Source organism: Altererythrobacter rubellus, from assembly GCF_030284385.1.
Lineage (GTDB): Bacteria > Pseudomonadota > Alphaproteobacteria > Sphingomonadales > Sphingomonadaceae > Erythrobacter > Erythrobacter rubellus.
In genome coordinates, this window is sequence record NZ_CP127221.1 from 1,025,868 (window position 1) to 1,049,475 (window position 23,608).

Consider the following 23,608-nt stretch of genomic DNA (forward strand, 5'->3'; position numbering starts at 1 on the left):
CCCTAGGTGTAGCGCGCCCAGCCTTTGCTGGCCGGCTGCAGAGAGTCGAGGAAATTCTCCGCACTATCAAGATATTCGCGCCGTTTCTCTTCGCCCATCCGGTCCCAGGTCGAATAGATTCGCCCGATGCGGTGATTGCTTTCCAGCTGGTCGCGATTTCGGTCCATGAAATGCCAATAGAGCGGGTTGAAGGGGCAGGCACCTTCGCCGGTTTTCTTCGACACGGAATAGCGGCATTGCTTGCAGTAATCGGACATCTTGTTGATGTAATTTCCGCTCGCCGCATAAGGCTTTGTCGCGAGCTTCCCGCCATCGGCATACAGGATCATGCCAACCACATTGGGCAGCTCAACCCAGTCATAGGCATCGGCATAGACCGCCAGAAACCAGTCCTGCACATCGCGTGGATTGATGCCGGCAAGCAGAGCGAAATTCCCGAGCACCATCAGCCTCTGGATATGGTGTGCGTGCGCGTTTTCGCGCGTAGAGCGAATGCTGTCTGCCATGCACCGCATGTCGGTTTCGCCGGTCCAGTAAAATTGGGGAAGGGCGCGCTGGGCGTTCAGTGCGTTGCGGCTCTCCAGTTCTGGCATGAAGTGCCAGTAGAAGCCGCGGACATACTCGCGCCAACCAATGATCTGGCGGATGAAGCCTTCAACCGAATTGAGCGGCGCATTGTCTTCTTCATAGGCTTGCTGCGCACGCTCGCACAGTTCCAGCAGGTCGAGCAGGCCCAGGTTGATGCTCGTTGACAGCATGGAGTGGTAGAGATCGTCAGACCCGTGCACCATCGCGTCCTGATAAGGGCCGAATTTCTCGATCCGTTCTGCGAAGAAGGCATCGGCGGCTTCCTCTGCCTGCGCGCGCGTAACGGGCCATTCGAAGTGCTCCAGCGATCCAAAGTGATTGCCAAACTGGCCTTCGACCAATTCGATCACTTCGCGTGTAATTTCGTCCGGTTCGAATTTCGGCCGTGCGGGCGGGTCCATGCTGTCTTTGGGAGGCTGGCGGTTTTCCTTGTCGAGATTCCATTCACCGCCGACAGGCTTGCCGTCGCCGCGCATGAGAAAACCGGTTTTCTTGCGCATTTCGCGATAGAAATACTCCATCGTCAGATGCTTGCGACCCTCGGCCCATGCCTCGAATTCGGCATGCGAGCAAAGGAAACGGTCATCCGGCAGAATCTCGACGTCACAGACGAACTTGTCTGGCCATTCGTCCTGCATCTGGTGCACGCGCCACTCGCTTGCTTCCACCACATGGACTGCGCGGGGATCATAGCGCCCGATTGCGCGCGCGACTTCGCCGGTGAAGCTGCCCGAATTGTCCGCATCGGTCAGCTTTATGTAATCGACCGTCCATCCGGCTTCCCGAAGTTCGGCCGCAAAATGCCGCATAGCGGAGAATATCAGCGCGATCTTTTGCTTGTGATGTTTGACGTAGGTCGCCTCGTCCCAAACCTCCATCATCAGGATGACGGTATCGTCCTGCGTGCGTCCGCGAAGGCTGGCCAGATTGCGGGTCAGCTGATCGCCGAGGATGGGGACAAGGATCGGTTGAGGCATAGCTACTCAATGAGCGAGCACGAGATTGGTGCCTCAAACAAAGCTGTAGGGGTCAATGTCGATCCCGATGCGCACGCCGGGCGGGAATTCCTGCGTTGCGATCCACTCCGTTATGACCTTTTGCAGGTTTGCGCTGCGCCGCGCGTTGACGAGGAAGCGGTGGCGGTATCGCCCGCGCAGCATGGCGAGCGGAGCCGGGGCAGGGCCCAGGATTGCGACATCGTCCACATGCGGGCGAATATCGCCCAGCCGGTTTGCCGCTTGCCGGGCTTCCGCATCGTCCTCAGACGAGATGATAATCGCCGCCCAGCGCCCGAATGGCGGCGCGCCGACATATCGCCGGGCTTCGGTTTCGGCTTCATAGAAAGCATCCCGGTTGCCTTCAGCCAATGCGGCGATAACCGGCGCGTCAACATGGCGCGTCTGGATTAGGACTTCGCCCGGCTTTGCTCCGCGTCCCGCGCGTCCGGCGGCTTGGGAAACTTGCTGATAGGTGCGCTCGCCCGCGCGTAAGTCGCCGCCCTCCAGGCCCAGATCCGCATCGACCACGCCCACCAGCGTCAGTTCGGGGAAGTGAAAGCCCTTGGTGACCAGCTGCGTACCGATGATGATATCGATCGCACCAGCCTCTGCCGCGGCGATGAACTCGGCGGCTTTCTCAGGTGAGTTGAGCGTATCCGAAGTTGCGACCGCGATGCGCGCTTCGGGAAACAGTTCGCGCACTTCATCGGCAATCCGTTCAACCCCGGGCCCGCAAGCGACCAGACAATCGGGCTCGCCGCATTCGGGGCAAGTCGCGGGCGGCGTTTCCTCATGTCCGCAATGATGGCACGCCAGCCGCTGAGACAGGCGATGCTCGACCAGCCACGCGCTGCAATTTGTGCATTGAAACCGGAACCCGCAATTGCGGCATAGCGTTAGCGGGGCATAGCCACGCCGGTTGAGGAACAGCAGCGATTGCTCTTTCTTCGCAAGCCGATCTTCCAGCGCTTCGACCAATCGCGGCGCGAGCCAGCGCTGCCGGTCGGGCGGTTCCTCAGTCAGGTCAATCGTGTCGATATGCGGAAGCTGTGCCCCGCCAAAGCGGCTGGGCAGATCGAGTTTTTCGTAGATGCCGCTTTCGGCCATTTGCAGGCTTTCCAAGGCAGGCGTTGCGCTGGCGAGCACCACGGGAAAGCCTTCAAACCGCGCGCGCATTACAGAGACATCGCGCGCATTGTAGCGCACGCCGTCATCCTGTTTGAAGCTGACTTCGTGCGCCTCGTCGACCACAATCAGGCCGAGATTGGCATAGGGCAGGAACAACGCCGATCGCGCGCCGACCACGACTTGCGCCGAACCCTCCGAAATCGCGCGCCATGCGCGACGTCGTTCAGTGGACTTTAGCGATGAATGCCATTGCACCGGCGCTGCGCCAAAGCGTCCTTCGAAACGATTGAGAAAATTCTCTGTCAGCGCGATCTCAGGCAGCAGGACCAGCACTTGCTTGCCCTTGCGAATGGCCGCGGCGACCGGTTCGAAATAGGTTTCGGTCTTGCCCGATCCGGTCACCCCGTCGAGCAGGAAAGGCGCAAATTCCTCGGCCTCCACAGCTTGAACCAGCCGGTCTGCCACTTCGCGTTGGTCGGGTGACAGATCAGGCACATCGTGATCCGGGTCGGCGGGCGGGAATGGACGGTCGATTGCGACAGAGATCGGCTCGATAACCCCTTGCCCAACCAGCCCGCGCAGAACAGCTTCGGATACGCCTGCGATGCCTGCAAGCTCGCGAATTGTAGCTTGCTCGCCTTGCAACGCTTCGATCGCTTGCTCGCGTTGCGGCGTCATCCTTTCGGGTATCCCGCCTGACAGCCGATATTCGGTCATAGTGGCCGGGCCATTGAGTGCGCCGCCGGAGGAAATCACCATCCGCGCGACCGAGCTCATCGGGGCACAGTAATAGTCCGCTGTCCACTCAATCAAGCGGCGCAATGCGCTTGAGAGAGGCGGGACCGGAAGGACTTCAATAATTGGGCGAAGCTTGTGATCTGGAACCTCGTCGGTAACAAGCCGATCTGGTTCCCAAACTATGCCGGTCAATTGCCGCGGGCCAAGCGGAGCGATAACGACATTGCCGGGCACAACCTCAACCCCTTCGGGCACACGGTAATCCAGCACACCCAAAGCACGGTTGAAAACAAGAAGGCGGATACGTCGCATAAGAGCCTGCCAATATGGGCCTCTCATGCCATCAACTACAAGCGGGGATGCCCGCGATATGAACGGCTAAGCGTACCGCCGCGCGTATCAGAACGTGTAGGACACCCCGGTCAGCGGTGCATGGCCGACCCGATCTGGCGCATTGTCGCGGAAGTCCTGCTGACGCAGATTAGGTCAGGCTGAGCGACAGTTTGTCATTCACATCATGCGCCACACCGAACTGCGTTCGCAGGCCGGTCAGGCCGTCCTGTCCGCCCTTGCTGGTGCTGCGCACGGTAAGAAACAGTTCTGCATCTGTCCTAAAGCTCCAGTCGCCGCTATCGTTGATGGGCACCACAACGCCCAAGCGCGGACGGATGCGAAAGCCCATGCGGCTTTGATCTTCGACCCAGCGTTCTTCCAATCGAACCCGTGTTCGAATGTAGCCATGTTTGCCCGAAAGCTGCTGGGTCATGCGAACTTCGTCAAAGCCACCATCATTCTCGCGTTGGTCCAGCGCCCCGGAGAGGGTGAAGGTTTCGTTCAAATCATGGTGCAGCCATGCCCTCACGAAGTAAGTATCGGCTCTGCCGTCGCTTGCGCTGCGAAATCGTTGCGCCGTTTCCAGTTCGATCGAGTCATGTTTCGACAGATCATACTCGATCGAAGGGTTGAGCCACACTTCGAAGGCATCATCGGCAGCATGCGCAGCAGTGGTCATCGCTGCGAGCGACAGGCCAAGCATCAGTTTTGGCAGAATTGCGGGTTTCATCGCACTTTTCCTCAACGGTCATTTGTTCATCGCCCGTCGTCTAGGTGATTATGCCTAACACCGGGTTGACCATCCTGAATTCACCCCAACTGTGGCTTTCGCGGTGCGCGCACTGTCCGCGGGGCACCAGCATGCGCTAGAGCGTAAGCGATTCGAATCCATGATGCGGAGCCAAGCCATGAAGTTCTTTGCCGACACAGCCGAAATTGACGACATCAAGGAACTGGCAGCGACCGGCCTGCTCGATGGTGTCACCACCAATCCCTCGCTGATCGCCAAGTCGGGCCGCGATTTCATGGAGGTGACGAAGGAAATCTGTGGGATCACCGATGGGCCCGTTTCTGCAGAAGTCGTCGCGCTGGATCATGAAACCATGATGAAAGAGGCAGAAGTCCTCCGTAAGATCGCGGACAATGTCTGTATCAAGGTGCCGCTGACGATTGATGGCCTAAAGACCTGCAAGGCGCTGACCAGCGATGGCACGATGGTCAATGTCACGCTGTGCTTCAGCGCCAATCAGGCTCTGCTCGCGGCGAAGGCCGGTGCGACATTCATCAGCCCCTTTGTCGGTCGCCACGATGACAACGGCTTTGATGGAATGGAGCTGATCGAAGATATCCGCCTGATTTACGACAATTACGAATTCGGCACGGAAATCCTGGTCGCAAGTGTGCGCCATGTCACCCATGTGCTGCAAAGTGCGAAGATTGGAGCCGACGTTATGACTGCGCCGCCCAAGGTGATCAAAGCGCTGTTTAATCACGTCCTGACAGATAAAGGGATTGAAGGCTTCCTGAAGGACTGGCAAGCGACCGGGCAATCAATAGTTTAATGTTCGGAGCCGTCTTTGGCGGAAGAAACACCTCTCGATAAGTTCAAGCAGGCGCTGACCGGCGCCAGCCGCGCGATTGCACGTGAAGCGGAGGTGGAAGTTGCCTGGAGTGCGGATTCCCCGTCTGCCAGCGGCAAGAATTTCCGCGTGCCTTTGCCGGGGCGCGATTTGCCGCCGGAACAGGTCGCTGAAGCGCGCGGATTTGCAGACAGTTTTGCTCTGAAGTTGCGCCATCACGATGCCGACCTACACAGCAAGAATGCGCCGCCCGAAGCGACTGCGCGGGCTTGCTATGACGAGTTTGAGCGTGTTCGCTACGAAGCGCTGGGCGCGAACAATTTCGGCGGGATCAAAGCGAACCTCGAAAGCGCGACCGAGATGCGCGTACTGTCCGATCCGATTGCGCGTGCGCAAACTCGCGAAGATGTGCCACTGCAGACCGCGCTTTCACTGATGCTGCGTGAAAAACTGACCGGCGAGGCCGTGCCAGAGGCTGCGCAGCACGGAGTCGAGCTAGTGCGCGAGTTTATCGAAGAGCGGGTCGGTGATGACTTTGAAAACCTGCTGACTTCGCTGGACGATCAGGAAGCCTTCCAGTCGCTCAGCCTCGACATGCTGCAGCACCTTGATCTGACCCAGCCGAGCGATTCCCCTGACGAAGCCGATAACGATCAAGGCGACGACGAAGAGGGGCAGGAAGAGCAAGAGGAGGGCGATCAGGATCAGGGCGAAGGCGACGCGCAGTCCTCCGAAATGGCCGGCGAGATGAGCGAAGGCGATTCCGACGGCGAAGGCGACACGGAAATGTCGTCCGATTCCGAAATGCAGGATGGCGAGCCGGGCGAAGAAGGTGACGACGGCATGATGCCGGTGCGTCCCAATCGGCCGCAAGGCGAGATTCCGATGGATCTCGACTACACATCCTACACCGAGGCTTATGACGAGGAAATTCCGGCCGAGGAGCTATGCGATGCAGAGGAGCTCGACCGTCTGCGCGCCTATCTCGACAGCCAGCTGACCGGGCTGCAAGGGATTGTGACGCGGCTTGCCAATCGGCTTCAGCGCCGGTTGATGGCGCAGCAGAACCGCAGCTGGGATTTTGACCAGGAAGACGGTGTGATCGACGCTGCGCGGTTGGCGCGCGTGGTTGTCTCGCCCGGAACGTCGATGGCGTACAAGATCGAGAAGGATGTCGAGTTCAAGGACACCATCGTGACCTTGCTGATCGACAATTCCGGTTCGATGCGCGGGCGCCCGATCAGCATCGCCGCGATCAGCGCGGATATCCTGGCTCGCACGCTTGAGCGTTCGGGCGTGAAGACAGAAATCCTCGGATTCACCACCCGCGCCTGGAAAGGCGGGCAAAGCCGTGAACAATGGCTCGCCGATGGCAAGCCACCAAACCCTGGTCGCCTCAATGATCTGCGGCACATCATTTACAAGAAAGCCGACGAGCCTTGGCGCCGCGCGCGCCGCAACCTCGGCCTGATGATGCGCGAGGGCTTGCTCAAAGAGAATATCGACGGCGAAGCGCTGATGTGGGCGCATAACCGGCTGATGGCGCGGCGAGAGGATCGCCGCATCCTGATGGTGATTTCGGATGGTGCGCCGGTCGATGATTCGACGCTCAGCGTGAACAGCGCGGGCTATCTTGAGGCGCATTTGCGCAAAGTGATCGACTGGATCGAGCGCGTTTCGCCGGTGCAACTCGTCGCGATCGGTATCGGCCACGATGTGACGCGTTACTATCGCCGCGCGGTGACCATCATGGATGTCGAACAGTTGGGCGGCACGATTATCGAGCAGCTGGCGGAATTGTTTGAGGAAGAGAAGGGACGCAGATGAACGTTACCGAAGCCGTTAAATCCCGCCGCAGCGTGCGAGAATTTTTAGACAAGCCGGTTGATCTCGAAACGATCCGCCGGGTGATGGATACCGCGCGCTGGGCCGCCTCGGGCTGCAATTATCAGCCGTGGGAAGCGAGCATCCTCACCGGAGAGTCGCTTAAGGAACTGCAGGCCAAGTTGGCGGCTGATGGCCCGCAAAAGCCCGAATATGATTGGACCGCACCGGGTCAGGAAGAGGCGTACAAGAAGCGGCTGGATGCCGTGTCTTCCGGAATGTTTGGCGCGATGGGCATTGCACGCGAAGACAAGGCGGGGCGCATGGCGGCGATGGGCCGCAACGTCACCAGTTTTGACGCGCCCGTGCTGCTGCTGTGCTATTTCCCGCGCCTGATGAAAGAAGCGCAATGGTCTGACACCGGCATGTGGTTGCAGACGGTGGCACTGCTATTGCGCGAGGAAGGGCTCGACAGCTGTTTTCAGGAATTCATGGGGCTTTACCCCAAGACGATCCGCGATTTCCTGGGCCTTGATCATGACCGCTATATGGTCTTCTGCGGCATGGCGATCGGCTATCGCGATCCGGACGCGCCGGTGAACAATTTCGAGCGTGAACGTGTGCCGCTAGACGATCAGGTCAAGTTCCTCGGCTTCTGATCGGTTGACCGCTGCGGCGCGCCTCGGCAAAGGCCTCCACATGACTGAAACGCCGCCGCTACAACTATTCAACAGCCTGACCCGCCAGTTGGAGACCTTCCAGCCCGTCCATCCGGGTGAGGCGCGCGTGTACACTTGCGGCCCCACGGTCTACAACTATCCGCATATCGGCAATATGCGCGCCTATGTCTTTGCCGACGTGCTGGGCCGTACGCTGAGCTGGAAGGGTTACAAGCTCACCCACATCATCAACATCACCGATGTCGGCCACCTCACCGATGATGCCGATGCGGGTGAGGACAAGATGGAAAAGATGGCGGCTGAAAAGGCGCAATCCATCTGGGATATCGCGCAGCATTATACGCAAGCATATTGGGCGGACGTGAAGGCGCTCAATATCCGTCAGCCAGCGAAATGGTCGATCGCGACGGACTACATCGACGAGATGATCGATTTCGCGAAAAGCATCGCGGACAAGCACTGCTACGAGCTAGAGAGCGGCCTCTATTTCGATGTCTCGACCATCGAAGATTACGGGCGGCTTGCACGGGCTGTTACCGAGGATGGAGAGGGCCGGATCGATACAGTCGACGGCAAGCGCAACCCTCAGGACTTCGCGATCTGGCGCAAGACGCCTGTCGGCGAAAAGCGCCAGATGGAATGGGATTCCCCATGGGGCAAAGGCGCGCCGGGCTGGCATCTCGAATGCTCGGTGATGGGGGAAAAGCTGCTCGGCTTTCCGTTCGACATTCACACCGGCGGGATCGACCACCGCGAAATCCACCATCCCAATGAGATTGCGCAGAACCAGGCGTTTTGCGGGTGCGGCGGGCTATCCGAAGCGACCAATTCGGGCGCGAAGATCTGGATGCACAACAACTTCCTGGTCGAGCGCAGTGGCAAGATGTCCAAAAGCGCGGGCGAGTTCCTGCGCCTGCAATTGCTGATCGATAAGGGCTATCACCCGCTTGCCTACCGCATGATGTGTCTGCAGGCGCATTACCGCAGCGAGCTGGAGTTCAGCTGGGAAGGTTTGCAAGCGGCACTGACCCGGCTGAAGCGGATTGTGATGGCGGTTGAGCGGCTGGCGGATGCGCCCGCGCAACCCATGGCGGAGCATCCCAAATTCGCCCCATCTCTTGCGAAATTCGAAGAGGCCATGTCTGATGATCTCAACACCCCGATCGCGTTGACGGCGCTTGAAGAGGCGCTGGCGGTCAAGAAGGTTGATGCCGGGATCAAGCGCGCGGTTGTGGAGCACATGGACACGGTTCTTGGCCTGGACCTCTTCAAGATCACCCGCACCGATCTACGCATCCGGCCCAAGGATGCGCAGATCACAGAGGCCGAGATCGAAGACGCGCTCGCCCGCCGCAAGGTTGCGCGTGCTGAGAAAGACTTCGCCACCAGCGACGCCATCCGCGATGAACTCGCGGCCAAGGGCGTCGAAGTGATGGATGGCGATCCGCTGGGTTGGGAGTGGAAGCTCGATTGATGCTGCCATCCATTGTGGGGGTAGCGTTCCCGCAACTGCCGATTTAACAAGCGCGGCATGACAATTCTCGCACTATCCGGCCTGATCCGCCCGCTGCTCGAACCGCGTTTGCCCGAAGGGCTCGATGTCCGCTGGTTCATGACCAAGGAAGAGGCTCTCAAGGCCGTGCCCGAGGCCGAAATCGGCTGGTTCGACATGTATGAGCAGGACGCGATGGCCGAAACGCTGCGCGCCGCGACCAATCTCAAATGGCTCAACTCGATCTACGCAGGGCTCGATTTCCTGCCGATGGATGTGCTGATCGAGCGCGGGATCACCGTTACGAATGGCGCAGGCATCAATGCGCTGACCATCGCCGAATATGTCGTGATGGGCATGCTCAATATCGCCAAGGGATATCGCGATGTCGTGCGTGCGCAGGAACGCCGCGAATGGTTGCTCGACAGCCCCGGCAAGCGCGAGCTGGCGGGATCGAAGGCGCTGCTGCTGGGTTATGGCGCGATCGGGAAGCTGATCAAGCCGCGGCTTGAGGGTTTCGATGTCGATGTGACCGTGGTGCGGCGCACTCCAGCTGAAGGCGTGCTGACACCAGACCAATGGCGCGACAAGCTTGGCGAGTTTGACTGGGTGATCCTTGCCGTGCCCGCCACGCCGGAAACCGATGGCATGATCGGTGCTGCAGAGCTGGCGGCAATGAAATTGGACGCAGTGTTGGTGAACATCGCGCGCGGCGCGGTGATCGATCAGCCCGCGTTGGTGGACGCGCTCACGGCCAAGACAATCGGCGGAGCGTTTCTGGACGTCACGACACCAGAACCACTGCCCGCCGATCATCCGCTATGGGCGCTCGACAATGCGCATATCACCATGCACCTGTCTGGCCGCGCGCAGGACAAGATGTTTCAGCGCTCCGCTGATCGCTTCCTCGACAATCTGGATAAGTATCTGAAGGGTGAGCCGATCGGCCCGATCTTCGATCCCGCGCTCGGCTACTGATCAAGCATCTTCGAGCAGCAGCAACACACAGGTCACCACCATGCGCGGGTAGGGCAGCGTGCTGCTTGTCACTTCACTGACTGTCGCATTCGCTACCAATTGCCCGGGGATCGAGAACTCGTGTTCGGGCAGGGCGGCTGGCGCTACTCAGCCAGAACCTCGCCTACCCACCGGTTGAAGTTGCGGCGGATGAGGTCGAGATTATCGGCCGCGTGGTTTGGAAAGGCGGGCGGGTTTGAATGTCTGTTTTTGGGGTGGGGAGCAGACCCACGGATCAGCTCGCAGGACCTTCCTATCCGTGCATTTGAACGGTGTGCTAAGGTGTGCGAAAGACGTGTCGGGGGGATTAGATGAACCAAGCAAAAGCGCTAATTTCTGCAATGTTGTCGAGCGTGCTTGCGCTCGTAACCTGTCCCACAAGTGCGGTCGCCCAGGCATCGGAATACGAGCTGCACAGTAATGTCGTTTATGGCACCGGACTGATAAATGCATCTAGTCAGCCCACAACACGCGACCTCCTTCTCGACGCCTACATTCCCGTCCAAGGTGACGGCGGGGCAACCCCGAAACCGGCAATCATTCTTGCTTTTGGCGGCGCATTCCATCGGGGTGGGAAGGGTGATTTTCAGTTCAGCGAAGACGGCGCGAGCGACTCTTCAATGGCGGATTATTGCATGGCGCTTGTGCGGCGTGGCTTCGCCTGCTTCTCTATCGAATACAGATTGACGCCAGAGGACCCAGCGCAACCGGAAGATTTGGATCGAAGCGCCTTGATGCCTGAAAGCCTCCTGCAAAGCCCAATCGTGACCGGTCGCGTGGAGTTCGTCCGGCAAAGAATGAGCCTGCCACCCTTGGACGATAATTCTCGCGCTCAGCTCTGGAATGCCACGTTCGCTGCGGTTGAGGATATGGAAACCGCGCTCAACTTCATCCGGGCAAACGCGAGTGATTACAATGTCGATCCCGACCGCATCGCCGTTGGTGGATTTTCGGCGGGCGCGATGACTGCAATTAACCTTGCATATGGCAAACAAGCCAACGTTCGCGCTGTGGTTGCTTTGTCTGGCACCAGCTGGGGCTACGATCTCAACAAAACAGTTTCAGAAGATGCACCTCCATTGCTGATGTTTGCAGGGCAATGGGACCTGCCAGGGATCAGACTGGGCAGCGCCGACATCGCAAGCCTGTTTGACGAGCGCAAGCTCCCAATTTCACAGGCGTGGGTGCCGGGTTTTGGGCATTTCTACCCAATGGAGGCTCCAAGCCTGTCCACCCAGTTCGACCAGGTTTCCATCATTGATCGACTGACAAGGTTCTTGAACGCCGAGCTAGCCGCTCGATCTGACTGAACATCTGATCTGGCGATTGGGGCAGAGCCAACCGAGCGTCCACTTTTGGGTCGTTTGCGGACGTTGAAGATTTCTTGCATTCCTCTCCTCCTCCCGCCACATCGTATCCCATGACTGACACATCCAAGCCTACACCCCCAATGCGCGCCGCGATCCTGCCGGTTACGCCGCTGCAGCAGAATTGCTCGCTGATCTGGTGCACCAAGACGATGAAGGCTGCGCTGGTCGATCCAGGCGGGGATTTGGACAAGCTCAAGGCGGGTGTCGAGAAGGCCGGCGTGACGCTGGAGAAAATCCTCATCACGCATGGGCATCTGGATCACTGCGGGCAGGCGGGCATGCTGGCAGACGAGTTGAGCCTGCCCATCGAAGGCCCGCATAAGGATGACCTGTTCTGGATCGAGCAGCTCGACAATGACGGTGCGCGCTATGGCATGGAAGCCAAAAGCTTCACGCCCACGCGCTGGCTGGAAAATGGCGATACGGTAACCGTGGGTGAGCTGACGCTGGACGTGATCCATTGCCCCGGCCACACGCCCGGCCATGTCGTGTTCTACCACGGGCCGAGCCGCTTTGCGATTGTCGGCGACGTGCTGTTCCAGGGGTCAATTGGACGGACCGATTTCCCGCGTGGCAATCATCAGGATCTGATCGATGCCATCACCCAGCGCCTATGGCCGCTGGGCGATGACGTGATGTTCATCCCCGGCCACGGCCCGACCAGCACATTTGGCCAGGAACGCAAGACCAACGCGTTTGTGAGCGACTACGCGCTTTCCTAGTTCCGCACGACATCCGGCGTGCGATTTCCTCGCTCACGCGACCTGAAGGCCGCATCGCTGCGGGCGGGCGGTCGCCCTTGCGGCTCGCTGGTCGCTCGCCGTTGGGAGCGAACCAGTTGGCGCTTTCTCTACATAACCCCCATCAGGATCAGAAGCGCAACCACAGCCAGGCCGAGCAGTGTCAGCATGGTAATCAGCACGCCGATCATGCGTGGCTTGGTCGGGCCTTCGCCATCCATCCCGATGCCATGCGCAACACGCCCCAGCATGTAGATGCCAGCCACATAGGCCAGCCATGGTTCGCCGCGCCCGGTCAATTCTATCGCTGCAATCAGCGCGAGCACAAAGGGAGTATTCTCGACAAAATTGAGCTGCGCGCGCATCCGGCGCGTGAGCGGTCCACCGCCATCATCGCCGTGGACCACCTTCAGTTTGCCACGCATTTGCCCGACGCGAATCGACAGCCAGATATTGATGATCGCCGCTGCAGCGACTGCGGACAGTGTAACCGGTAGAATAATTGCCATGAGAGCTCCCCTCAAACTTCGTTCCCTGGTGTGCTATGCGGTGCTGCTACGGGTTGCAACCTTGGATTTTTGCGTTATAGCGCGCCGCTTACCGCCAAAGCCGGGATCGATTCTGGTGTGCATGACTTGTGCGCCTTCGGTTCCTGCACTAGAGCGGCTCACGATTTGACCGATTTATTAAGGAACAGGTGCCGAGATGGCTGTCCCTAAGAGAAAAGTATCGCCACACCGCCGTGGCATTCGTCGTTCGCATGATGCGTTGAAGGTTGAAGCCTTCCACGAGTGCAACAATTGTGGCGAACTGAAGCGTCCGCACAATCTGTGCCCGCATTGCGGCTTCTACAACGGTCGCGAGGTCGTTGCGGTCGGTTTGTAATCACCGCTGATTAGGAGATTGTGGAATGAGCCTGCCGCGTATCGCGATTGATGCGATGGGCGGCGATGAAGGCGTGCGCGTAATGGTCGAAGGTGCGGCCTTGGCTCGCCGCCGCCATGACAAGTTCCAATTCCTGTTGGTTGGCGATGAGACGCAGATCAAAGCTGCGCTCGATACACACCCGCAAATGCGCGGGGCATCGGAAATTCTGCATTGTGAAGATGTGGTGGGCGGCGACGAGCTGCCCAGCCGCGCTTTACGTCGTGCGAAAACCACCAGCATGGGGCTGGCCGTCAATGCGGTGAAGCAAGGCGATGCAGGTGCCGCGGTGAGCGGCGGCAACACAGGCGCGCTGATGGCAATGAGTAAGCTTGCGCTGCGCACTATGCCAGGAATTGATCGTCCGGCATTGGCCGCAGTTTTGCCAACGCTTGAAGAAGATGACGTGGTCATGCTCGATCTGGGCGCGAACACCGATGCCAATGCGCGCAACCTGGTTCAGTTCGCGATCATGGGTGCGGCATATTCCCGCATCATTACCGGGCGGGAAGAGCCGCGCGTCAGGCTGCTTAATATCGGTACCGAAGAGATTAAGGGTACAGAGGCGCTGCGCGATGCAGCGTCTGTTCTTCAGGACGCGGCTGGCACTTTGGCGATGCAGTTCGATGGTTTTGTCGAGAGCGACAAGATCAATCGCGGTCAGGTGGATGTGGTGGTTACCGACGGATTCTCCGGAAATATCGCATTGAAGGCGATCGAAGGCACAGCGCGCTTCGTCACCGATTTGCTGCGCAGCGCGTTCACAAGCTCGCTGCGTTCGAAGATCGGGTTTCTGGTATCACGCCCGGCGACAGAGCTGCTCAAGCATCATCTGGATCCGAACAATCACAATGGCGCCGTTTTCCTGGGCCTGAATGGCGTGGTGGTCAAAAGCCATGGCAGTGCGAGTGCGGCCGGCGTTGCCAATGCTGTCGCTGTCACAGCGCGCTTGCTTGAAAACAAGCTGACCGAGCGTATTGCGCATGATCTGGCCGAATTGGGCGAAGACAGATTGCGCACCCAGCCCGCCAATGGGTCAGAGGGTGCGAAGTGATCCGTTCTGTCATCCTCGGCAGCGGCTCTGCGCTACCAGCGAAGGTCGTCACCAATGCGGAGCTTGCACAGCGGGTTGATACGACCGACGAATGGATCGTAGAACGCACCGGTATTCGCCAACGCTATATCGCCGGAGAGGGCGAAACGACATCGAGCCTCGCGACCGAAGCTGCGCGCGCGGCGCTTGAAGATGCGGGAATAGATGCGAAGAGCATCGACCTGATCGTGCTGGCAACCGCGACACCGGACAACACATTTCCAGCAACCGCCACCAAAGTGCAGAACGCGCTTGGTTGCAATGGCGGGATCGCTTTCGATGTCGCTGCGGTTTGCTCAGGCTTTCTATACGCGCTGACCACAGCCGATTCGCTGATTCGCACCGGCACGGCAAAGCGCGCTTTGGTCATTGGCGCAGAGACATTTAGCCGCATTCTCGATTGGGAAGACCGGACGACCTGCGTTCTGTTCGGTGATGGCGCGGGCGCGGTGGTTTTGGAAGCTTCTGAAGCTGAAGGCTCGAAACGCGCCGGGCTGCTCGGTAGCCGGCTACACGCAGATGGCGCGCAGCATGATCTGCTCTATGTCGATGGCGGGCCGTCGACCACGCAAACGGTGGGCCATTTGCGCATGAGAGGCCGCGAAGTGTTCCGCCATGCCGTCGTGAATCTGGCTGAGGTATTAGGCGAAGTCCTTGAAGATTCAGGTGTTTCAGTTGATGAGATCGACTGGGTGGTTCCGCATCAAGCCAACAAGCGCATTCTGGATGCAACCGCGAAGAAGCTCGGCATTGCGAGTGAGAAAGTGATCGTGACAGTCGATCAGCACGCCAATACTTCGGCCGCATCTGTGCCACTTGCGTTCGATGTTGCGCGCAGGGATGGCCGCATCAAATCTGGTGATCTGGTGATGTTCGAGGCGATGGGCGGCGGCTTCACCTGGGGGGCGTGCCTCGCGCGCATGTGAACAAGTTAGTTGGTCAATGTCCTGAAATTTGCCAAAATTCTGGCAAAATCATACGGTAGGTTGATCGATAGGGGATATAGATTGGGGAGAATGCGTATGATGCGTTCGGTGGGCACGCTAACACGCGCGGATCTGGCAGAGACGATTAATCGCAAGATGGGGCTGTCGCGCGCAGAGTCGCTCGATATGGTCGAAGCAATTCTTGAAGAGATGTCGAAAGCTTTGGAAGCGGGTGAGAACGTAAAGATCTCGGGCTTTGGTACATTCGTTCTGCGCGATAAACGCCAGCGGATCGGCCGTAACCCTAAAACCGGCGTTGAAGTTCCGATTACGCAGCGCCGCGTCATGACATTTCGCGCGAGCCAGCTGCTCAAAGAGAAGATTGCGAAAGCGAGCTAAGCGATGAGTGACTTCGCAGATGGCAAGGACGAAGGAGCTCTCCGAACCATCGGCGAAGTCAGCGACGCGCTCGGGATCAAGCAGCACGTTTTACGGTATTGGGAGCAACAGTTCCCGATGCTCAAACCTTTGAAGCGCAGCGGCGGGCGGCGGTACTATCGGCCTGCTGATGTGGAGCTGGTTGAAACGATCGACCGGCTTGTGAACCGCGAAGGTTACACTCTCAAAGGCGCCAAATCGGCGATTCGAGAAGGCAAAGGTGCGGCTGCAAGGCCGTCACTTGCCGAGCAAACCAGTTCGGTTATTTCAGTCGCAACGAATAACGATGTTGGCGATGTGCTTGCGCAACTGAAATCGATCCGTTCCCGTCTGGAGGCTGCGCTAGAGGCCTAGCGCGCTCAGCGAAACGCGAAGTCGACTGCGACGCGGCACTGCGCATTGGAGCCGAACTGGCGCCATACATCCGCGCAGATTGCTTGATCTGGCCCGCCTGCATTGCGGTACTTGACCCACAGACCGTTCAACGTGTGCGTTCGTCCAGATGAAGCAGCACGTGTGTTGTGTTCGCGCAGTATGGAAATCACTTCCGACACACGATCATAGCCCTGACCGGGCTTGACCACGAAGAGGAAGAAATTCTCATTCCTTGAATCGGCGCATTCGAACGCAAAGCCCCGCTCAGTGTAGTGAAGCACGGTGCGGCTGCATTGCACCTGTTGCTCGGTTCGGTTGGCTTACGCCTGCGTTGCGGAAGGAATGGATAGAGATGCCGCGGCGGCAAACCCCATTCCTAGAGTTCCTGCCATCATTCGCATCATATCATCCCCTCCTTCGATTATTCTGCGGCCATCAACTCCGCTTCGCCCAGATCGACGCTGACCAGTCGCGAGATGCCCTTCTCGGCCATCGTCACGCCGAAAAGGCGGTGCATCCGGCTCATTGTGACGGCATTGTGGGTCACAATCAAATATCGCGTCGCAGTGTCGCGCACCATGGAATCGAGCAAGTCGCAGAACCGCTCGATATTGGCATCATCAAGCGGTGCATCGACTTCGTCCAACACGCAGATTGGCGCTGGATTGGTCAGGAACAAGGCAAAGATCAGCGCTGTCGCGGTCAGGGCCTGTTCGCCGCCTGATAACAGGCTGAGGCTCTGTAATCGCTTGCCCGGCGGTTGTGCGTAGATCTCCAGCCCAGCTTCCAGCGGATCATCGCTGTCGACCAGCGCGAGATGCGCCTGTCCGCCTTCGAACAGCCGCGTAAACAGCTTACGGAAGTGGCCATCGACTTCTTCGAACGCCGCGCGCAGACGCTCGCGTCCCTCGCGGTTGAGATTACCGATCGAACCGCGCAGACGGTTTACCGCTTCAGCAAGCTCGGCCTGTTCAGTCGCGCTGGCGCCATGCTCTTCCTCGATCCGCTTCAGTTCTTCAGCCGCGACGAGATTGACCGGTCCGATACGCTCACGGCTGGCGGTCAGACGTTCCATCTCGTCCGATTCCGCACTGGCATCCTTGATCTGTTCGGGTTCAAATTCGAACCGATCAGCCAGCATCGGGGGTGGGCATTGGAATCGCTCGCCTGAAATACGTGCCATTTCGCCGCGCCGCGCTTCTTCGTTTTCAGCGCGTGCGGCGAGGCCAGCGCGGGCTTCGCGCTGGGTTGCGAGCGTTTCGTTGACTTCGGCAAAGGCGCGATCGGCGGCGTCGAGCTTGGCTTGTGTTTCAGCGACCACGTCTTCTGCCTGTGCAAGCTCTTTGCCGAGCTTTTCGCGCATGACATCGCCTTGCTCGATTTCTTCGATCAGGCCGGCTGGCTTGGCCGCGACAACGTTGCGCTCTTCTTCAATCTCTTCGAGCCGCCGTGCGACTTCGGCCAAGCGGCGTTCGGCTTCGCCTGAGCGCGCTTCCCAATTGGCCTTGTCAGAGGATTGCGCGGCCAAGCGCTCTAGTGCAACCGCCAGTCCTTGGTCATGCGCGGCCATTTCCGCTGCTGTGCCCTGTACTCCGCTCCGAGCCGCTTCATTGCGTGCCTGGGCTGCTTCCAGAGACGCACGGCCTGCGTCGGGAGAGGGCAGATCCGCCCGCTTCGCCTCTGCGGCCTCCAACTCCTTGGTGGCTGCACTCAGATCGTCCGCAAGACCTGCCTTGGCTTCGCTTAGCTCTTTACTGCGCAGCGCATGACGTTCGCGCACTGCTTCGGCCTGGTCGAGCGCGCGCAAGGCCTGCCGTTCTTCATTTGCCGCTTCGGACAATTCGCGTTCACGTGCCACCAGGCTGGTCTGTAGCGCGGTCAACTCATCGCGAATGGTTCGCTCGGATGCTTCTGCGGTTTCGGCTGCCGAGCGCAGCGCTGGCAATTGCTTCTCCAGCTCTTCCAGCCGGTTCGCCGCTTCAAGGCGTGCGGCCTCCGCTGCGCCTTCGCCGCGCGCGATAAACCCGTCCCAACGGCGCAAATGCCCACCGCGCGTGACCAGCCATTCGCCCGGCTGCAAATCGCGACCGTCATCGCTTTCGGCAAAATGGACCAGCGCAAGCCGTGCTTTCAGCTCGGCAGGGCAATTGGTAATGTGCGTAAGCATGCTGTCAGGCACGTTTGACGGAGCGTTGCCGCCGGTCCAGAAACGTCCGTCGCTGCCGTCTTCCGGCCTGCCCAATGGTGATTTACCGTCGCGGCCCAGAACGGCAGCCAATGCCCGCTCATAGCCCCTTTTGACGGCGATATTGTCGAGCGCGGCGGGAAGGCCAGCACGGTTCTTCGCCTGGCGTTCACGCGCCTCGCGATCACGCACCAGCGCATTGTATTCGCGCTCGATCCCGGCCAGTTCAGCCTTGGCAGAGGCTGTCGCTGATCCTGCTTCATCGCGCTGCTCCTGCAGTTCCGCCTTGCGCGCCTGCGCGGTTTCCAGTTCGCTGCGCAAGTCAGCCAGTGCTTTCGCAGCACGCTCGGCATCTTTGCGCGCTTGCTCAACCGCGGCGATTGGATCACCGTTTCCGGTCAGCTCTTCCAGCTGCCGTTCGATGCGCGCTTGATCTTCCTGCAGCCGAGAAAGGCGAGACTTGGCTTGCGCAATTTCGGCCTCGGCAACACGCCATTCAGCCTCGACACCCGCATGATCGGCGGTCGCCTTGGCCAGTGCCAGCTCTGCGGCGCGTGACACGCGCTCGGCTTCTTCGGCCTTGCGCGCGATTTCCGGGCGGCGTGCCTCGTCTTCCTCCAGCGCAGCCTTGCTTGCAGCAATGTCGCGCTCCAGCCGTTTCAGCGCTTCGGTCGCATCAGTCGTAATGCGGCCTGCGTCGCCGCGGTCTTCTTCCAACCGGGTCCTTTGCCGATCAAGGTCCGCTAACCGTTGTTCGGCTGCTTCCAGCTGGCTGGTGAGCGCCGCCATGCGGTGTCCATGCGCGCTGGCATCATCGCGCCGGTCCGCCAGCTCGTCGCGCGCTTCAGCTACGGTGTGTGCTGCAGCGGCCTGGGCCTTTTGCGCCTCGTCCGCAGCTTGCTTTGCGGCGACCACGCGATCATCAGCCTTTTTAGCAGCCTCACGCGCTTCTTCAGCCATCCGCGCTGCATCGCGCCAGCGGGCATAGAGCAAGCGGGCCTCGGCCACTTTGATCTGTTCGGATAGTTTGGTGTAGCGCTCTGCCTGCTTTGCCTGTCGCCGCAAGGACGACATTTGCGAATCCAGCCCGGCCATCAAATCTTCAAGCCGCTCCAGGTTCTTTTCCGTCGAGCGTAGCTTGCTCTCTGCGTCCTTTCGGCGCACGTGAAGTCCGGCAATGCCGGCTGCTTCTTCCAGCATTTGCCGGCGTTCGGTCGGCTTGGCAGAGATGACTTGTGCGATCTTGCCCTGGCTCACGAGCGCGGGACTGTGTGCGCCGGTCGCGGCATCGGCAAAGGTCAGCGCCACGTCTTTCGCACGCACGTCCCGCCCGTTTACGCGATAGGCGCTGCCCGCCCCGCGTTCGATCCGGCGGGTGACCTCCAGTTCTTCATTGTCATCGTCGCGACCTTGAAGAATGACTTCGGCGAAGTCGCGCTGTGGCCGTGTCTCTGTGCCTGCAAAGATAACATCATCCATCCCGCCCGAGCGCATGGATTTGGGCGAGTTTTCGCCCATGACCCAGCGGATCGCTTCGAGCAGGTTGGATTTTCCGCAACCGTTGGGGCCGACAACGCCGGTTAGGCCCGGCTCCACACGCAATTCAGCCGGCTCTACAAAGCTCTTGAAACCACTGAGCTTTAGCCGGTGAATCTCCATGCGTGTCTATTGCCCCTCCCTAGTGCGGTTTATCGCGCGCCAGCGCGTTGTAGGATCGGCTCAAGGGCTTCCCACTGGTTTACGTTCAATTTTTGTCCGTTGAGGATGAAGGTTGGCGTACCAGTCAGCCCCAACTCGTTGACCTGATCCTGAGAGCGGGTCGCGATAGCTTGCACGGCGTCCGCATCGGCGAGACAGGTTCGCGCCTGATCAGCGCTCAAACCGCGCGCGCTGAAGAAGTCGATCAAACCAGCAGCCTCTGCGATTGCCACAAAACGTTGGTCTTCCGGGAGGCTCGAAGCGGCCTCAAATGCAGCACCGTTTTGGTTCACATTGGCGAAGATATCGTTGAGCGCGTTCCATGCTTGTGAAGATAGTGGTTCCATATTCTCCGGCTGGCCACAACGAACCAGCGAGGCAATTGTGAGGTCGATCGGATCACGCACCAAATTGCGCAACTCCAAGCTCACGACACCTGTCGAAACATAATTCTCTTTGAGCGGAGGGGCGCCGTTCTCAGAAAAATAGGCACAACCGCCGCAAGTGTGGCTGGCATATTCGATCAGTTTCAGCGGTGCATCGGGGTTGCCGATCAGATAGCCGTCAGCGTCGGTTACCGTAACAACATCGGTCCAGCTTTGGCCCTCAGGCGCTTCAATCGCCGCAATTGGCTCACCATCGAGAGCCGCGGTATCTGCATCTTCGGTTTCACCACAGGCTGCCAGCGAAAGAGCAAGGCTGCCAGCGAGGGTGGCGGAGAGAATTCGGCGCGAGAGTTTCATAAGCTTTGTGAGTCCTTTGTCTCGAACGGTGAAGGCTATACCAAGCCGTGTTGGGGGTGAAGCGTGGAAACCTGCTTTCCACAGGCGCTTCCACAGGAGTCTGTGGTTAACGACCCGGCATTATTGTCCGTCTGCGGGCGCAGGTTTGGTGCGTTCGTCCAGCGCGATCTGAAGTTCCTGCCAGCGATGGACACCGTCCAGTAGTCGATCATTGATGGTAAAACTGGGCGTTCCGCGAATGCCAAGGCGTTCTGAGTCGGCTCGTGAGGCCTGAATCAATTTGGTTTCCTTGGCGCTGTCTGCCAGGCATCGATCAACTTCTGACCTCTGATAGCCGCGTGTTTCCATAATTTCGTAGAAATCGAGGTCGCTGGCGATGGCGCGGTGGGCTGCGGCGCGATCGGGTACTGACCAGCGCTGTTGCTGGGCCGGCGTGGAATTGACGGCAATCGGGAACCACTCGTTCTGCTTCAGCATGAAAATCGAGTGGTTCTGCGCAAACTTATCAGGGGCGCCGCAATGGGTCAGCATGGCCGCGGTCAGATCAATCGGGTCGCGCAGCATATGGCGGATCTCGACCGATACCTTGCCAGAGCGAACATATACGAGTTTCAGCACAGGGTCGCCGCTGCGAGCAAACTCGGCGCAATGGCTGCAAGTATAGCTGACATATTCTGCCAGCTTGATTTCCGCATCGGGGTTACCGATCAAATGCCCTGCAGGGGTCTCAGTGACGGTTACGGCCCAATTGGTAGCAAACCCGGTGCTCAGCACCATCGCACCAGCCAAAAACGCTGTCTTTGCAGCCTTCATTCCGATCTTTCCTCTTTGTCTGTCATCGTTCGCGCGAGCGATTCCAGCACAGCGCGCATTTCAGGATCGCCAATATCGCGCAAACTGTCTCCCAATTCCATCGGGATCGGCTTGAGCGACGGCGGCGCTTTGGCGGGCGTTTCAGCAGATGGCGGCTTAACCGCGCCTTGCCGGATCTTTGCTCGTGACACCGCCTTATATCCGAAAAAGCGGTTCACCCGCTCGATAATTTCCGGGATCACATGCTGGATCAGCGGAGCATTCGCGGGCACGACCACCAATTGCAATATGCCTTCGGATTTCTCTCCAGGGGGGAAACGGATCGCCTCTGGCGCGCAAACTCTGGCATGCGTCGGGCCGACGATCTCGGGCCAGCGTGTCACGATGGAGCTTTGCACGAAGCCGAACCGGCGAAAGGCTGTTCGCCCGATTTGCGGCATCAGCTCGCCAATAGGTTTCGCCGTGCCACCGCGCCGCCGCTGAAACGGTTTCGCGGTCTTCGCTTTGTGCCCTTTTGTGGTTTTGGAGGTTTTGTCCCGTTCCATTGCAGCAAAGCCAATGCCATAGCGGGCACGTGACCGCCAGTACGAAGACAATCGAGCACGCTTTGCTCCACTGGTATGATGTGCATGCGCGCGATCTACCCTGGCGCAATCCGCCGCGACGGGCTGTGCCGAATGATCCCGCTTGGCCTTATCGCGTTTGGCTGTCTGAAGTGATGTTGCAGCAGACCACTGTGGCTGCGGTGAAGCCCTACTTTGCGAAGTTTATTGAGACTTGGCCGACGGTCGAGGCTCTCGCAGCGGCCGACGAAGCCGATGTTATGAGCGCCTGGGCAGGGCTGGGCTATTATTCGCGCGCCCGCAATCTGGTGAAATGTGCGCGCGAAGTGGCGACAAGCGGAGGGTTCCCGAAAACAGAGGCTGAACTGCGCGAATTGCCGGGCTTGGGCCCGTACACTGCCGCTGCGATTGCCGCGATCGCGTTTGATGAGCGCGCCGTGGTGGTTGATGCAAATGTCGAGCGGGTAGTATCGCGGCTATTCAATATCGAAGAGCCATTGCCCGGTGCCCGCAAGGCTATCCGAGCGCGAGCGGAGGAGATCACCCCCGCGAAACGCGCGGGCGATTTTGCCCAAGCGATGATGGACCTTGGCTCATCACTCTGTACCACGCGCGATCCCAAGTGCCTGCTGTGTCCGCTGGCCGGGATGTGCGAGGCCAAGGCGGGCGGCGATCCGGCAAGGCTACCCGTCAAGGCACCCAAGAAGCCCAAGCCCGAGCGCAAGGGCCGCGCATTCTGGATCGAGCGGGATGGCCCCGATGGCACAGAGATCTGGCTGGTCACACGCCCCGGCACTGGCATGTTGGGCGGGATGCGCGCCTTGCCCGATGACGGCTGGAGCGCGCAGGCAGACGGATCAGGCATGGCTCCTTTCGCGGGAGCTGCCCAAACGCTTGGTGCGGTGCGGCACGTCTTCACTCATGCGTCACTCACGCTTGAAGTGGTGCGGCTCGACGCGGCGCCGGGGGGTGAGGGCGAGTGGTGGCCGCTCCAGAAAATAGAGGATGTGGGGCTACCGACACTCTTCGCCAAGGCTGCGCGACTGGCGCTGGCGCAGCGTTAGAAAATTCCACCGCCAAGGGTCAGACGGACAGCCGCGATCAAGAGAATAACGAGGCAGAAATTCCGCCCGCCGTCACTCGAAGATATCTGGCCTATAATCAGGCCGATCACGATCAACGGAAGCGCGATCCAGTTGGCCCAGCCCAGAAAAGGGATAGTTGCGGGGATGACAATCACCAGAGAGATGATGCCGATGATGTATGAGAGCACGTTGAACATGTGTGTTATATGACCACAACACCGAACAGTTTCAAGACTCAATCTATCGATCAATTGACCAAGCGTGCCCAATCGCTCAA

At 59.3% G+C, this 23,608-nt stretch carries 23 protein-coding genes and 1 pseudogene; 14 read left to right on the forward strand and 10 right to left on the reverse strand.

What is annotated here, in order from left to right:
• Positions 1–2: 2 nt before the first annotated feature.
• The 3 genes from QQX03_RS05110 to QQX03_RS05120 form a co-directional block, all read right to left on the reverse strand.
• The gene (locus QQX03_RS05110; RefSeq protein WP_285976786.1) at positions 3–1,565 is read right to left on the reverse strand and encodes a cryptochrome/photolyase family protein; all 1,563 of its coding nucleotides are present in this window, start codon (positions 1,563–1,565) and stop codon (positions 3–5) included.
• Positions 1,566–1,598: 33 nt separating this feature from the next.
• Positions 1,599–3,764 carry a primosomal protein N' gene (locus tag QQX03_RS05115; protein WP_285976787.1) on the reverse strand — a complete coding sequence of 722 codons (2,166 nt, stop codon included), beginning with the start codon at positions 3,762–3,764 and terminating at the stop codon, positions 1,599–1,601.
• A 169-nt stretch (positions 3,765–3,933) separates the two neighbouring features.
• On the reverse strand, positions 3,934–4,515 hold the full coding sequence (locus QQX03_RS05120; protein WP_285976788.1) for a DUF2490 domain-containing protein: 582 nt from the start codon (positions 4,513–4,515) through the stop codon (positions 3,934–3,936).
• 178 nt (positions 4,516–4,693) lie between these two features.
• Between QQX03_RS05120 and fsa the strand changes: the two genes are divergently transcribed.
• From fsa to QQX03_RS05160, 8 genes and pseudogenes are all read left to right on the forward strand, one after another.
• Complete coding sequence (fsa, locus tag QQX03_RS05125; RefSeq protein WP_285976789.1) at positions 4,694–5,347, forward strand: fructose-6-phosphate aldolase; 654 nt, start codon at positions 4,694–4,696, stop codon at positions 5,345–5,347.
• Between the two features lie 15 nt (positions 5,348–5,362).
• On the forward strand, positions 5,363–7,192 hold the full coding sequence (gene cobT, locus QQX03_RS05130) for a cobaltochelatase subunit CobT (RefSeq protein WP_285976790.1): 1,830 nt from the start codon (positions 5,363–5,365) through the stop codon (positions 7,190–7,192).
• The gene (locus tag QQX03_RS05135) at positions 7,189–7,848 is read left to right on the forward strand and encodes a nitroreductase (protein WP_285976791.1); all 660 of its coding nucleotides are present in this window, start codon (positions 7,189–7,191) and stop codon (positions 7,846–7,848) included. The genes cobT and QQX03_RS05135 overlap by 4 nt, the downstream gene beginning before the upstream one ends.
• A 40-nt stretch (positions 7,849–7,888) precedes the next feature.
• Positions 7,889–9,343 (forward strand): cysteine--tRNA ligase, encoded by a 1,455-nt coding sequence (gene cysS, locus QQX03_RS05140; protein ID WP_285976792.1) that lies wholly within the window; start codon positions 7,889–7,891, stop codon positions 9,341–9,343.
• A 57-nt stretch (positions 9,344–9,400) separates the two neighbouring features.
• Entirely contained in the window at positions 9,401–10,339 is a 939-nt protein-coding gene (locus QQX03_RS05145) for a D-2-hydroxyacid dehydrogenase (protein WP_285976793.1), read from the forward strand.
• 128 nt (positions 10,340–10,467) lie between these two features.
• Positions 10,468–10,578, forward strand: a pseudogene (locus tag QQX03_RS05150) (transcriptional regulator); the annotation flags it as partial.
• Positions 10,579–10,689: 111 nt separating this feature from the next.
• On the forward strand, positions 10,690–11,688 hold the full coding sequence (locus tag QQX03_RS05155; protein WP_285976794.1) for an alpha/beta hydrolase: 999 nt from the start codon (positions 10,690–10,692) through the stop codon (positions 11,686–11,688).
• 140 nt (positions 11,689–11,828) lie between these two features.
• Positions 11,829–12,470 carry an MBL fold metallo-hydrolase gene (locus tag QQX03_RS05160; RefSeq protein WP_432762846.1) on the forward strand — a complete coding sequence of 214 codons (642 nt, stop codon included), beginning with the start codon at positions 11,829–11,831 and terminating at the stop codon, positions 12,468–12,470.
• A gap of 128 nt (positions 12,471–12,598) precedes the next feature.
• Here QQX03_RS05160 and QQX03_RS05165 read toward each other — a convergent pair whose 3' ends face one another.
• Complete coding sequence (locus tag QQX03_RS05165; protein ID WP_285976796.1) at positions 12,599–12,997, reverse strand: MAPEG family protein; 399 nt, start codon at positions 12,995–12,997, stop codon at positions 12,599–12,601.
• A 196-nt stretch (positions 12,998–13,193) separates the two neighbouring features.
• Between QQX03_RS05165 and rpmF the strand changes: the two genes are divergently transcribed.
• The 5 genes from rpmF (at position 13,194) to QQX03_RS05190 (ending at position 16,223) form a co-directional block, all read left to right on the forward strand.
• Complete coding sequence (gene rpmF / locus QQX03_RS05170) at positions 13,194–13,373, forward strand: 50S ribosomal protein L32 (protein ID WP_285976797.1); 180 nt, start codon at positions 13,194–13,196, stop codon at positions 13,371–13,373.
• A 25-nt stretch (positions 13,374–13,398) separates the two neighbouring features.
• Positions 13,399–14,466, forward strand: coding sequence for a phosphate acyltransferase PlsX (plsX, locus tag QQX03_RS05175; RefSeq protein WP_285976798.1), 1,068 nt, complete (start codon positions 13,399–13,401; stop codon positions 14,464–14,466).
• Positions 14,463–15,431 (forward strand): beta-ketoacyl-ACP synthase III, encoded by a 969-nt coding sequence (locus QQX03_RS05180; protein WP_285976799.1) that lies wholly within the window; start codon positions 14,463–14,465, stop codon positions 15,429–15,431. Before plsX ends, QQX03_RS05180 begins: the two co-directional genes overlap by 4 nt.
• A 96-nt stretch (positions 15,432–15,527) precedes the next feature.
• Positions 15,528–15,830 (forward strand): integration host factor subunit alpha, encoded by a 303-nt coding sequence (locus QQX03_RS05185; RefSeq protein WP_285976800.1) that lies wholly within the window; start codon positions 15,528–15,530, stop codon positions 15,828–15,830.
• Between the two features lie 3 nt (positions 15,831–15,833).
• Positions 15,834–16,223 (forward strand): MerR family transcriptional regulator, encoded by a 390-nt coding sequence (locus QQX03_RS05190; RefSeq protein ID WP_285976801.1) that lies wholly within the window; start codon positions 15,834–15,836, stop codon positions 16,221–16,223.
• 5 nt (positions 16,224–16,228) lie between these two features.
• Here QQX03_RS05190 and QQX03_RS05195 read toward each other — a convergent pair whose 3' ends face one another.
• From QQX03_RS05195 to QQX03_RS05215, 5 genes are all read right to left on the reverse strand, one after another.
• Positions 16,229–16,525 carry a hypothetical protein gene (locus QQX03_RS05195; protein ID WP_285976802.1) on the reverse strand — a complete coding sequence of 99 codons (297 nt, stop codon included), beginning with the start codon at positions 16,523–16,525 and terminating at the stop codon, positions 16,229–16,231.
• A 140-nt stretch (positions 16,526–16,665) separates the two neighbouring features.
• Positions 16,666–20,088, reverse strand: coding sequence for a chromosome segregation SMC family protein (locus QQX03_RS05200; protein ID WP_285976803.1), 3,423 nt, complete (start codon positions 20,086–20,088; stop codon positions 16,666–16,668).
• A 29-nt stretch (positions 20,089–20,117) separates the two neighbouring features.
• Entirely contained in the window at positions 20,118–20,870 is a 753-nt protein-coding gene (locus QQX03_RS05205) for a thioredoxin domain-containing protein (RefSeq protein WP_285976804.1), read from the reverse strand.
• Between the two features lie 120 nt (positions 20,871–20,990).
• Positions 20,991–21,683: a thioredoxin domain-containing protein gene (locus QQX03_RS05210; protein WP_285976805.1), complete on the reverse strand. Its 693-nt coding sequence runs from the start codon at positions 21,681–21,683 to the stop codon at positions 20,991–20,993.
• Positions 21,680–22,228 carry a DUF721 domain-containing protein gene (locus QQX03_RS05215; protein WP_285976806.1) on the reverse strand — a complete coding sequence of 183 codons (549 nt, stop codon included), beginning with the start codon at positions 22,226–22,228 and terminating at the stop codon, positions 21,680–21,682. The genes QQX03_RS05210 and QQX03_RS05215 overlap by 4 nt, the downstream gene beginning before the upstream one ends.
• A 29-nt stretch (positions 22,229–22,257) precedes the next feature.
• Between QQX03_RS05215 and QQX03_RS05220 the strand changes: the two genes are divergently transcribed.
• A complete protein-coding gene (locus tag QQX03_RS05220) occupies positions 22,258–23,310 on the forward strand; it encodes an A/G-specific adenine glycosylase (protein ID WP_285976807.1) in 1,053 nt (350 codons plus the stop codon).
• Here QQX03_RS05220 and QQX03_RS05225 read toward each other — a convergent pair.
• The gene (locus tag QQX03_RS05225) at positions 23,307–23,528 is read right to left on the reverse strand and encodes a hypothetical protein (RefSeq protein WP_285976808.1); all 222 of its coding nucleotides are present in this window, start codon (positions 23,526–23,528) and stop codon (positions 23,307–23,309) included. The two genes, QQX03_RS05220 and QQX03_RS05225, sit on opposite strands and share 4 nt — an antisense overlap.
• Positions 23,529–23,608 lie beyond the last annotated feature (80 nt).

Coding starts and splice junctions, on each gene's coding strand:
- QQX03_RS05165 (WP_285976796.1), bottom strand. CDS start 12,997: ATGGCAATTATTCTACCGGTTACACTGTCCGCAGTCGCTGCAGCGGCG.
- fsa (WP_285976789.1), top strand. CDS start 4,694: ATGAAGTTCTTTGCCGACACAGCCGAAATTGACGACATCAAGGAACTG.
- QQX03_RS05110 (WP_285976786.1), bottom strand. CDS start 1,565: ATGCCTCAACCGATCCTTGTCCCCATCCTCGGCGATCAGCTGACCCGC.
- QQX03_RS05190 (WP_285976801.1), top strand. CDS start 15,834: ATGAGTGACTTCGCAGATGGCAAGGACGAAGGAGCTCTCCGAACCATC.
- QQX03_RS05215 (WP_285976806.1), bottom strand. CDS start 22,228: ATGGAACGGGACAAAACCTCCAAAACCACAAAAGGGCACAAAGCGAAG.
- QQX03_RS05135 (WP_285976791.1), top strand. CDS start 7,189: ATGAACGTTACCGAAGCCGTTAAATCCCGCCGCAGCGTGCGAGAATTT.
- rpmF (WP_285976797.1), top strand. CDS start 13,194: ATGGCTGTCCCTAAGAGAAAAGTATCGCCACACCGCCGTGGCATTCGT.
- QQX03_RS05155 (WP_285976794.1), top strand. CDS start 10,690: ATGAACCAAGCAAAAGCGCTAATTTCTGCAATGTTGTCGAGCGTGCTT.
- plsX (WP_285976798.1), top strand. CDS start 13,399: ATGAGCCTGCCGCGTATCGCGATTGATGCGATGGGCGGCGATGAAGGC.
- QQX03_RS05210 (WP_285976805.1), bottom strand. CDS start 21,683: ATGAAGGCTGCAAAGACAGCGTTTTTGGCTGGTGCGATGGTGCTGAGC.
- QQX03_RS05225 (WP_285976808.1), bottom strand. CDS start 23,528: ATGTTCAACGTGCTCTCATACATCATCGGCATCATCTCTCTGGTGATT.
- cysS (WP_285976792.1), top strand. CDS start 7,889: ATGACTGAAACGCCGCCGCTACAACTATTCAACAGCCTGACCCGCCAG.
- QQX03_RS05185 (WP_285976800.1), top strand. CDS start 15,528: ATGATGCGTTCGGTGGGCACGCTAACACGCGCGGATCTGGCAGAGACG.
- QQX03_RS05120 (WP_285976788.1), bottom strand. CDS start 4,515: ATGAAACCCGCAATTCTGCCAAAACTGATGCTTGGCCTGTCGCTCGCA.
- QQX03_RS05205 (WP_285976804.1), bottom strand. CDS start 20,870: ATGAAACTCTCGCGCCGAATTCTCTCCGCCACCCTCGCTGGCAGCCTT.
- QQX03_RS05160 (WP_432762846.1), top strand. CDS start 11,829: ATGCGCGCCGCGATCCTGCCGGTTACGCCGCTGCAGCAGAATTGCTCG.
- QQX03_RS05200 (WP_285976803.1), bottom strand. CDS start 20,088: ATGGAGATTCACCGGCTAAAGCTCAGTGGTTTCAAGAGCTTTGTAGAG.
- QQX03_RS05115 (WP_285976787.1), bottom strand. CDS start 3,764: ATGCGACGTATCCGCCTTCTTGTTTTCAACCGTGCTTTGGGTGTGCTG.
- QQX03_RS05145 (WP_285976793.1), top strand. CDS start 9,401: ATGACAATTCTCGCACTATCCGGCCTGATCCGCCCGCTGCTCGAACCG.